The sequence below is a fragment of the Candidatus Atribacteria bacterium genome, from assembly GCA_011056645.1.
Lineage (GTDB): Bacteria > Atribacterota > Phoenicimicrobiia > Phoenicimicrobiales > Phoenicimicrobiaceae > Sediminicultor > Sediminicultor quartus.
On sequence record DSEL01000047.1, the window covers coordinates 1 to 10,508 of the forward strand.

The 10,508-nt window shown below is 34.1% G+C and carries 10 protein-coding genes; 7 read left to right on the forward strand and 3 right to left on the reverse strand.

The genetic code is table 11. The annotated features are described in order from the left end of the window. The coding region (locus ENO17_01735) for a hypothetical protein (GenBank protein HER23765.1) at positions 1-387 on the reverse strand (387 nt) is incomplete at its 3' end. 235 nt (positions 388-622) lie between these two features. On the opposite strand from ENO17_01735, the gene ENO17_01740 reads away from it, so the two are divergent. Further along, positions 623-1,306 carry a DUF554 domain-containing protein gene (locus ENO17_01740; GenBank protein ID HER23766.1) on the forward strand — a complete coding sequence of 228 codons (684 nt, stop codon included), beginning with the start codon at positions 623-625 and terminating at the stop codon, positions 1,304-1,306. A gap of 164 nt (positions 1,307-1,470) precedes the next feature. Further along, on the forward strand, positions 1,471-2,664 hold the full coding sequence (locus ENO17_01745; GenBank protein ID HER23767.1) for a phosphoglycerate kinase: 1,194 nt from the start codon (positions 1,471-1,473) through the stop codon (positions 2,662-2,664). A 51-nt stretch (positions 2,665-2,715) separates the two neighbouring features. Here ENO17_01745 and ENO17_01750 read toward each other — a convergent pair whose 3' ends face one another. After that, complete coding sequence (locus ENO17_01750) at positions 2,716-3,240, reverse strand: hypothetical protein (GenBank protein ID HER23768.1); 525 nt, start codon at positions 3,238-3,240, stop codon at positions 2,716-2,718. 429 nt (positions 3,241-3,669) lie between these two features. Between ENO17_01750 and ENO17_01755 the strand changes: the two genes are divergently transcribed. From ENO17_01755 to radA, 5 genes are all read left to right on the forward strand, one after another. Then, on the forward strand, positions 3,670-3,954 hold the full coding sequence (locus ENO17_01755; GenBank protein HER23769.1) for a transcriptional regulator: 285 nt from the start codon (positions 3,670-3,672) through the stop codon (positions 3,952-3,954). Between the two features lie 177 nt (positions 3,955-4,131). Further along, entirely contained in the window at positions 4,132-4,665 is a 534-nt protein-coding gene (locus tag ENO17_01760; protein ID HER23770.1) for a hypothetical protein, read from the forward strand. Continuing rightward, entirely contained in the window at positions 4,655-5,731 is a 1,077-nt protein-coding gene (locus ENO17_01765) for a protein arginine kinase (GenBank protein ID HER23771.1), read from the forward strand. The genes ENO17_01760 and ENO17_01765 overlap by 11 nt, the downstream gene beginning before the upstream one ends. Before the next feature lie 94 nt (positions 5,732-5,825). Further along, a complete protein-coding gene (locus tag ENO17_01770) occupies positions 5,826-8,270 on the forward strand; it encodes an ATP-dependent Clp protease ATP-binding subunit (protein ID HER23772.1) in 2,445 nt (814 codons plus the stop codon). A 19-nt stretch (positions 8,271-8,289) separates the two neighbouring features. Beyond that, the gene (radA, locus tag ENO17_01775; protein HER23773.1) at positions 8,290-9,663 is read left to right on the forward strand and encodes a DNA repair protein RadA; all 1,374 of its coding nucleotides are present in this window, start codon (positions 8,290-8,292) and stop codon (positions 9,661-9,663) included. Positions 9,664-10,013: 350 nt separating this feature from the next. Here radA and ENO17_01780 read toward each other — a convergent pair whose 3' ends face one another. After that, positions 10,014-10,412: a DUF1573 domain-containing protein gene (locus ENO17_01780; protein HER23774.1), complete on the reverse strand. Its 399-nt coding sequence runs from the start codon at positions 10,410-10,412 to the stop codon at positions 10,014-10,016. Between the last annotated feature and the right edge of the window lie 96 nt (positions 10,413-10,508).

Sequence of the window (10,508 nt, forward strand, 5' to 3'; positions counted from 1 at the left end):
AGCAACCATAGTAGCTTTACCTAGGGTCATTTTATTTTTTATATTCTTATTGAATAAATATATTTGAGCTGGTAGGGTAGCGGAGAAGAAAGGAGTGATGCCCCCGGCAAAGTTACTAATATAGTATACCTTTAAAGCTTCCATAAAAGAAATTTTTTCATTAACTGCTTCTACGGTTATTTTTATTCTGAATGTATCAATCAATGCTGCAAATACCATTAGAATGAAACTCAAGAAAAGGTATTTTTTATTGACATAAGATAAGTTTATCCAGGTATCCTGGTTAGTAGTAATAAAAATAATAGTGAAGACGCTTATAGCGCCGATTATTATTGAAATACCCAATCCTTTTAGAAATCTTTTTTTGTCTAAAATTAATTCATCCAAAAAGTTCTCTACTCCTTTTTTAAAAAAACATCTTAGTAAATAACCAGATATTAATATTGGAAATCGTAAATTATCAAAAAATCTGCAAATGAGAATGTTATTAGAGGATAAAGATATTAATCTAATTATATAGGAATTTCATTTTTTCGCAAGCCTGTAAGAGATTAAATATTATCTTTAAACTTTCTAATATGGCTTATCTTGCATTTGTTAGATTAGAAAGGAAAACACATTCATGAAAGGGACCATAGTAAATGTAATCGCTATTATTTTAGGTTGTTCAATGGGGTTTATTTTGAAGAGTAAGTTTCCTGAAAAGATTGCAAAGATAGTTATGCAAGCTTTGGGATTAGCTGCTCTATTAATTGGTGCACAGATGGCTCTCAAAACTAACAATATTTTATTAGTAATCTTTTCCCTGGTAATTGGGGGAGTGATCGGTGAGATCGTGGGCATCGAAGAAGGTTTGGAAAGATTTGGAGAAAGAGTTAAGTTAAAATTTAAAAGCAATAATCCTTCTGATAGATTTGTAGAAGGATTTGTTACTGCCAGCCTGTTATATTGTGTGGGATCTATGGCAATAATGGGGGCGCTCAAAGAGGGATTAAGCGGTAATCCGGACATACTTTATGCTAAATCACTGATGGATGGCGTTACCTCTCTTGCTTTTACAGCTGCCATGGGAATAGGAGTACTGTTTTCGGTAATTCCGGTTTTTTTATATCAGGGAGGAATTACTCTGCTATCTCGATTAATTAAAGATTTTCTTTCCCCTGAGATGATAAACGAGATGACAGCGGTGGGGGGAATTTTGATATTAGGAATAAGCTTTGGATTATTAGAGATAAAAAAGATTAAAGTAGGAAATCTATTACCTGCTATTCTAATTGCCGCTTTTTGGGTGGCAATTTTTAGTTAACAAGATTTCCTAAAAGCGTGTTTTTTACCCTATTTTCGAAAAATTACACTCGGTAAATTTTTTCGTTGAATAATGGATTGTTTAGTTGTATAATTTACTCAATTACAGCAATCAATCGAATTAAATAATAACTATTAAATTTATAGTATTGGAGGTTGCACAAAATGCAAAAAAAGACTATTCAAGATATGAATAAAGATCAATTGGAAGGTAAAAGGGTTTTAGTCAGAGTTGATTTTAATGTTCCTCTAAACGAAAAATTGGAGATTACAGACGATACGAGAATAAAGGCAGCCCTTCCTACTATTCAATATTTAACTTCTCATCAGGCGAAAGTAGTGTTGATGAGCCATTTGGGTCGTCCTAAGGGGAAAGTTGTTGAAAAATTAAGATTAAACACGGTAGCTGAAAGATTGGGCAAATTGTTGAAGAAGGAAATTATAAAACTGAATGATTGTATTGGAGAAGAAGTAGAAAATGTTGTTTTAAAAAGTAAAAATGGTGAAATTATCTTATTGGAAAATTTAAGATTTCATCCGGAGGAAGAAAAAAATGATGACCAATTTGCAAAAAAATTAGCTAAATTAGCCGATCTTTTTGTGAATGATGCTTTTGGCACAGCGCATCGAGCTCATGCTTCTACAGTTGGTGTGGCCAGGATATTACCTTCTCGAGCAGGATTTTTAATGGCCAAAGAGATCGAAGTATTGAGCGATTTATTAGAAAATCCAGATAGACCTTTTGTAGTACTATTAGGCGGGGCAAAGGTGTCCGGAAAAATAGATGTTGTTCAGAACTTATTAAATATTGCTGATAAAATATTAATAGCTGGCGGAATGAGTTATACTTGTTATGCTGCCTTGGGGTACAAGGTAAGCAATTTGCTATTAGAAGACTATGACTTAGAAGTTATTAAAAAAATGTTAACGAAAGCGGAACAACAGGGAAATAAAATACTTTTACCAGTCGATTTAGAAGTAGCCCAAGAAGCCTCAGAAAAATCAGAGAGTAAGGTGGTAGAGGTAAAGGATGTACCTAAGGATGTAATAGGAGTGGACTTGGGAGATAAATCTCTTGCCATGTTTGAAGAAGAGATTAAAAAGGCCAAGACTGTATTTTGGAATGGTCCCGTGGGAATATTTGAAATTAAAAAATATGCTAAAGGCACCAATAGAATAGCCAAGCTATTGGCAGATATGCAGGGAAAAGCAGTAACTATCGTTGGTGGTGGAGATTCTATTGCTGCACTCGAAAACGCAGGATTAGCAGAGAAAATGACTCATATTTCTACCGGTGGAGGCGCTTCTTTGGAATTTTTAAGCGGAAAACAGCTTCCCGGCATAGAAGTTTTACCCTGATATTGATACAGGGGACGGTTCTCTGTATCATTTTAATTTCTTTTTCATTTGTTAGCTGAATGTATTATTGATACAGAGAACCGTCCCCTGTATCAATTTAATTTTGCTTAGCATTCGTTGCCAGTGAGTTCCCCTCCAGTAATATTTTTTGCAGGAAGGGCAATAAACAAACTTGTCTTGAGTTAAAAAAACATAAGAGGGTACATGAGCTTTTACTTCTTTTTTATCGATATCTATAGTGGGAGTGTTGCATAGAGAACAACGAGAAAAAATTTTTGAATATGGATCAATTTTTAATTTTAATCCCTTTATTATCCCCGCTAATTGTTCTTCCCATTGATCACCCTTTATAAACAAGAAATCACAGATGTCTCTTCTTTTGATTAGATTAGCATCTCTAGTGAGTAATATTCTGTTTTCTTGTCGTGCAATTAAGATGAGAGATAAATCATTATCAAAGGAAGGGTAAAGGGTATCGTAACCAAAGATACGCAACCATTTAGCTAATTTACCCAGCATTCTATCCGCTAAAAATTTTATTTCTTCTTTTTTTTCTTCAAGATTATTATTTATCATTATTTCTTATATTAAAGTTATACTTGGAATATTGAACTTTTTATAATTGATAGGTGAAGTTTTCATATTTTATTATAGCATGCTGCTAGTTAGTTAGCCAATCAAGATAGTGGTTTATATATTGTGTTTCTTAGCGCGTAAAAAAAAGCAGAAACCTGTAATCAGAAGACAAAATCAAGAAAAAATACTGATATATAGAATAAGATAACTGGTAAGTGATTTATTTGGTTAAGTAAAATCAATATAGATATTAGTTTACCAAATCAATGTTTAACTAATTACGCAAAAAGACTAGCAAACTGAATGACTGAATATTTAAATAAAATTGTCCTTATGATATATGAGAATCTCTTGACAATCAAGATGTTTCGCGGTATTATTTATATACCCCCACAGGGTATAAATTAATATAGGTAAAGTGTCCTTGTTATGAATGATTCATTCTTTAATCAATTGGAAAAAATAAAAATATTAAGTCGATTAAAAAGGATAGAAGGTCAGATCAGAGGTATTCAGGGAATGATTATTGAAGAAAGACCCTGTTCAGATATTATGATTCAAATGACCGCGGTTAAATCGGCTCTTAATCAGGCAAGTAAATTAATTTTGGAAAACCATGTAAACTCCTGCTTTGATTCATCTGTCTCTTCCGATGATATTTCTCAGGAGATGGTTGCCGAGGTAATGGACTTGATATTGAAATTTATAAAATAAGCAAACAATCATGTAAACTTTTTCTATTTTTCTTTTATTTGCTTTACTCGGTACATGATACTATAGACTTTATACTATATTGGATTTATTGACAAATATTTATATCATAAACTATAATCTAACCAGATTTAAATAAGTGGGTAATCATTTGGAATATGGGAGGAAAAATAAATAGAGATGTTATGCCAAATATGCAAGAAAAAAGAAGCTACCATATCCTTTGTGAAAATCGCCGGAGGACAAAAAACAGAGATACATTTATGTAAAGATTGCGCTTCTGCGTATGGTGATAAATTTTCCCTATTTCCTCTTCCCCAGTTTGGCATTAATGATTTATTAGCCGGATTATTAAATGCTATAGATCTTTATCACCAAGAGGAAGGAGTTACTCCGGATAAAAAAATAGAGTGTAGTAATTGCCATTTAACCTATGATCAGTTTAAACAATCTGGGAAATTAGGTTGTAGCGTATGTTATTATGATTTTAGAGAACAATTAACTCCTCTTTTAAGAAGGTTACACGGAAATAGTGAACATGTGGGGAAGATACCGCGGCAATCTAAGGATAGGTTGAATAAAATTAGAAAAATCAAACAACTTAGGAAGGAATTGCAGGAACTAGTATTAAAGGAAGAATACGAGAAGGCAGCAAAGACAAGAGATGAGATATTAAAGCTTGAAGGAGCGCTAAAGAAAAAGAATGCAAAATAAGAGTAAAAATATAATACTACAAAATCTAAAGGAATCTTCAGCCGAGTGGGTTAACGGACAAGGTCCCTTATCGAACATAGTGATAAGTTCGAGAATTAGATTGGCACGAAATGTAGAAGGAGTTCCTTTCTCACCGCGAGCAGAGAAAGCACAGTTAAAAAAAATCTTCGAGCTGAGTCAGCAGATGGTAGGAAAAGATTCTCTTTTCAAGAATTCTAAATTACTTTTATTAGATGAATTAACTCCCCTGGAAAATCAATTTTTAGTGGAAAAACACTTAATTAGCATTTATCATGCTCAGGAAAAACACTCTTACCGCGGATGCATTTTTAATCAAAAAGAGACCCTGAGTATCATGATCAATGAAGAAGACCATTTTCGAATTCAATATTTACTTTCAGGATTACAGTTAAAAAATATTTGGACACTTATTAATGAAATCGATGATGGAATTGAAAAAAATTTAACTTATGCCTTTAGCGAAAAAGAAGGATACTTAACTTCTTGTCCTACTAATGTGGGAACCGGGATGAGAGCTTCGATAATGTTACACTTGCCAGCTCTAGTAATGGTTAACGGTATCAATGATATACTAAAAGCCATTTCTAAAATAGGTTACGTAGTGAGAGGATTTTACGGCGAGGGCACTGAAGTAATGGGAAGTTTATTCCAGGTTTCCAACCAAATCACCCTTGGTCTTGCAGAAGAAGAAATTATTGATAATTTGGAAAAGGTAAATCAACAGATAATAAATAAAGAACAGAAAGCAAGGGAAGAGCTTTTATTAAATTCTAAAAATCAGTTGGAAGATCAGACTTATAGAGCTTATGGTATCTTAAGTAGCGCCCGTGTCATATCTTCGGCGGAAGCAATGGAGTTGCTATCTAAATTAAGGTTCGGAGTAGGATTAGGGATAATTCCTCATCCTAATTTAGGGATTTTAAATAAATTAATGTTATTGATACAACCAGCCTATTTACAAATGTTAGCTGGTAAAGATTTAGATCCACTAAACCGAGATTTACATAGAGCGCTATTAATTAGAGAAGAGATTAATAAGGAATAATCCGTGTGGGCTATAGCGAGTTGGATTATTTTCATAAATTATCTAAAAAAGGTATTTAAAATTATCGACTAAAATAGAAGGAAGTGCATTAAGAATGTTTAAAAGATATACCGAAAAAGCAAAAAGGGCTATCATGATAGCTCAAGAAGAAGCGATAAGGTTGAATCATGATTACATAGGGACTGAACATATTCTTATTGGTTTAATAAAAGAAGAGGAAGGGGTCGCCTCTCAGGTTTTAAGACAATTAGGAGCAAATATAGATAAAGTAGTAGAAGAAGTGGAACGGCTAATAGGAAAAGGTGAGTATCAGCAAGTAGGCGAGATTGCCTTTACTCCTCGCGCAAAAAAAATCTTAGAATTGGCTTCTCAAGAAGCAAGTCAATTAAAAAATAACTATATCGGCACCGAACACATTTTGTTAGGATTAATAAAGGAAGGAAACGGGGTAGCAGTTAGAATATTAGCAGACTTGGGTATTAATCTGGATAATGTATATTCTGAAATTATGAAAGTTTTAATGGAAGACGAGACTCAGGGCATTTCCTCTGCTCCAGGAAAAAAATCAACAAAAACCCCTGCTTTAGATGAATTTGGAAGAGATTTGATTAATCTAGCACGAGAGGATAAATTGGATCCGGTTATTGGCAGGAGCAGAGAAATTGAAAGAGTGATACAAATTTTAAGTAGAAGAAAGAAAAATAACCCCTGTATAATAGGGGAAGCTGGTGTTGGAAAAACGGCTATTGTAGAAGGTTTAGCCCAGAAGATAACCAATAATGATGTTCCGGAGATTTTAAAAGAGAAAAGAATTATCTGCCTTGACCTAGCTTTAATTGTTGCCGGGACTAAATACCGAGGTGAATTTGAGAAGAGATTAAAGAAAATTGTTAAAGAGGTTCAGGAATCAAACGATGTCATATTATTTATTGATGAAATACACACCTTGGTTGGAGCCGGAGCTGCTGAAGGAGCAATAGATGCTTCTAATATATTAAAACCTGCTTTAGCAAGGGGAGAACTTCAAGTTATTGGTGCAACTACTACCGATGAATACCGCAAATATATTGAAAAAGATGCCGCATTAGAGCGAAGATTTCAACCAATTTATATCTCCGAACCTTCGATAGAAGAGACTGTTATGATATTGCAAGGACTTAAGGACAAGTACGAAGCTCATCATAGCATAAAAATTACCGATCAAGCATTAGAGGCAGCAGCACATTTATCTGCTCGTTATGTATCGGGTAGATTTTTACCGGACAAAGCTATTGATTTGGTAGATGAAGCAGCTTCCAGAATTAAATTACAAAACACTATTTCTCCGCCTGACATGAAAGAAGCGGAAATGAAATTAAATAGAATAAGGAAGGAAAAGGAATCAGCAGTAAAATTACAAGAATTTGAAAAAGCAGCTCAATTAAGAGATAAGGAAAAAAAGTCGGAAGCTGAACTCCGAAAAATGAAAGAAAAATGGGAAACTAGAAAAATGGTTAGCAAAGTAGAAGTTACAGAGGAAGATATTGCGGATATTGTATCCAGCTGGACCGGGATTCCAATATTTTCTCTTAAAGAGGAAGAGGCGCAAAAACTACTTAGAATGGAGGAAGAATTACATAAAAGAATAGTAGGACAGGATGAAGCCATCATATCTATTTCTAAAGCTATAAGAAGAGCACGAGCAGGAATGAAAAGCCCTAAGCGTCCTATTGGTTCTTTTATTTTTTTAGGGCCTACTGGTGTCGGCAAAACAGAATTAGCTCGATCTTTAGCGGAATTTCTTTTTGGTGATGAAAATGCGCTGATCAGTTTAGATATGTCAGAATACATGGAAAAATTTGCTGTATCTCGTTTGGTTGGAGCTCCCCCCGGATACGTGGGGTATGAGGAGGGAGGCCAATTAACAGAGAAAGTTAGAAGAAAACCCTATTCGGTAATTCTATTGGACGAAATAGAGAAAGCACACCCCGAAGTTTTTAATATATTACTGCAAATATTTGAAGATGGCAGGCTAACTGATTCCCAGGGAAGATTAGTAGATTTTAAGAATACAGTTATTATTATGACTTCTAATGTTGGAGCTACCTTGATTAAAAAAGACGCCGCTTTGGGATTTCGGGGAACCAATGAACCCGAAGAGATCTCTTATAAAGAGATAAAAAATAGTGTAATGGGAGAGTTAAATAAAACTTTTAGACCGGAATTTTTAAATCGAATTGATGAGGTCATAGTCTTTAAATCTCTTACCAAGGAGGAAATTAAAAAAATTGCAAGTCTAATAATAGCTAATGAAGTAAGAAAATTATTAGAAGAGCGAAAGATTGATTTGAAAACAACCGAGAAAGTTAATGAATTGCTGACCAAAGAAGGTTATGATTCTAATTTTGGAGCCCGACCTTTACGGCGGACTATTGAAAAATTGATAGAAAATCCTATTTCTGAAAAATTGTTAGCCGGTGAGTTTAAAGAAGGGGACTGCATATTAATTAAGGTAAAGGATGGGAAAATAATATTTTCTGCCAAGAAAAAAATAAACTAATCAAGATAGAGGAAATAAAATGAGCAAAGAGGAAAGATCTATTTTTCGCTGCCAGCAATGTGGTTATGAATCTTCCAGGTGGTTAGGACGTTGCCCCGATTGTGGAGCATGGAATACTTTACTGGAAGAAATATTTAAAGAAGAGAAAAAATATTCTCTTCTTCCCGAAGAACATTCTATTCCTTTACCTATTAGTAAAATTAAGATAGAAGAAAGCAAATCGAGATATCAAACAAAAATTTCGGAGTTTGATAGAGTATTAGGTGGAGGGATTGTTCCTGGTTCCCTTATTTTAGTTGGAGGAGAACCGGGTATAGGAAAATCTACCCTTCTTTTACAGATAGCCAATGCTTTGAGTAGTCACTATGGAGTAATACTATATATTTCTGCAGAAGAGTCACTTTATCAGATTAAAATAAGGGCTGAAAGATTAGGTGTACTTGCTGAAAAACTTTTTTTAGTATCTGAAACTGATATAGAAACTATAGAAAAACATATAATTGAAATTAAACCAAAAGTAGTTATTGTAGATTCCATCCAGACTATTAATGATTACGAGATTAGTTCCTCCCCCGGAAGTATTAGTCAAGTAAGAGAGTGTACTGCTCAATTAACGCGTTTAGCTAAGAGCAAAGAAATATCTATTTTTATTATCGGACATGTTACCAAAGGAGGAATATTAGCAGGGCCTAAAGTTCTTGAGCATATTGTTGATACCGTTCTCTATCTGGAGGGCGAGCAATACAATATTTACCGAATACTTCGTTCCACCAAAAACCGATTTGGTTCTACCAACGAATTAGGCATATTTAAAATGGGGGAGAAAGGCCTGGAAGAAGTATTAAATCCTTCTGAATTACTTCTTTCAGAAAAACCTTCTCATGTTTCCGGTTCAGTAGTGGCAGCTACCTTTGAAGGCAGCAGGCCATTATTGGTAGAAATTCAAGCTTTAGTGAGTTATAGTAACCTGGGCATACCTCGAAGAATGGCTACGGGAGTAGATTATAATCGGATTTTACTTATTTTGGCAGTTCTCGAAAAACGATTGGGATATTCTTTGCATTCTCAAGATGTCCATGTCAATATTGCCGGTGGGATAAAAGTATTAGAACCTGCATTAGATTTGGCTATTATTATGGCTATAGCTTCAAGCTTTAAGGACGTACCGATCGATCAAGCTACGGTTTTTTTTGGAGAAGTAGGGCTGGCCGGAGAAGTAAGGATGGTAAATCAGGTAGAGAAACGAATACAGGAAGTATTTAAAATGGGTTTTAAAAGATGTATTATTCCCAAGGGCAATTTAAAGGGCTTAAACAATTTTTCATCAAAAAAAGGACTCGAGATTATTGGAGCAAAGACCGTCCAAGAAGCTATAAACCTTGCCATTAATTAGTTGTTAGTGAATAGTGAAATGTCGTTAGTATGTGTGGCATACAATTAGAGTTGGTTAATTAGTTGGTTATCTGGTTAAGAAATGGAAGAAAGAAGCTGAAATCATATCTCGTGAATTGCATTTCGTAAAGAAGCCTGTAGTCAGGAGCCAGGTTCAGAATAAATTAGTATTGCATATTATGTGAGGATAAGCAGGTAGACTGAACAAGAGAAAAGAACAGATATTACAGTTAAGTAAGTAGACCGGAAGATCAGGTGACTGGTACACTGGTAGCCAATTTAATCGGTCAATCGGAGCATTAGTGAATTGGTGAATTGGCTAATCGGTTAATTAAATAATTGGCTAACTAATTAAGTAAGATTATAAATGCCTAAAGTTGAAATTCTTTCGTCTTCTTTTTTAATTATTTTATCTAAATCTAAATTTAATATATTGCATATTGCGGTCGCATAAAAAAGACTTGAACCTAATTCTGTTTCAATAATTTCTTTACAACTATCACATAATGATCCTTCTATGTGAGTATCCATAAATTTATGCATTTCCATCAATTTTGCGCTAGAAGGAATGGTCTGCTTCTTTGCTTTAATTTGTATACAACCGCATTGGGTAACCGCTTTAGCAATTGCCCGGTTTACACGGGCATTAGATTCTTGATATTTAGTCATAAGGTCAAGGATACTCCGATGCTGTATTAAAAATTGGTCGACACTTTTTTGAAAAGTAATATTTCCATTTTCTTTGTTCATAAATAGTACCCCCGGAAAATATTTTACTATTAGATAAATGTCGAGATAATTTTAATGAAATTACCAAAGTACTTAATTAACTTTAGTTTATTATAC

Coding starts and splice junctions, on each gene's coding strand:
- ENO17_01740 (HER23766.1), top strand. CDS start 623: ATGAAAGGGACCATAGTAAATGTAATCGCTATTATTTTAGGTTGTTCA.
- ENO17_01745 (HER23767.1), top strand. CDS start 1,471: ATGCAAAAAAAGACTATTCAAGATATGAATAAAGATCAATTGGAAGGT.
- ENO17_01750 (HER23768.1), bottom strand. CDS start 3,240: ATGATAAATAATAATCTTGAAGAAAAAAAAGAAGAAATAAAATTTTTA.
- ENO17_01755 (HER23769.1), top strand. CDS start 3,670: ATGAATGATTCATTCTTTAATCAATTGGAAAAAATAAAAATATTAAGT.
- ENO17_01760 (HER23770.1), top strand. CDS start 4,132: ATGTTATGCCAAATATGCAAGAAAAAAGAAGCTACCATATCCTTTGTG.
- ENO17_01765 (HER23771.1), top strand. CDS start 4,655: ATGCAAAATAAGAGTAAAAATATAATACTACAAAATCTAAAGGAATCT.
- ENO17_01770 (HER23772.1), top strand. CDS start 5,826: ATGTTTAAAAGATATACCGAAAAAGCAAAAAGGGCTATCATGATAGCT.
- radA (HER23773.1), top strand. CDS start 8,290: ATGAGCAAAGAGGAAAGATCTATTTTTCGCTGCCAGCAATGTGGTTAT.
- ENO17_01780 (HER23774.1), bottom strand. CDS start 10,412: ATGAACAAAGAAAATGGAAATATTACTTTTCAAAAAAGTGTCGACCAA.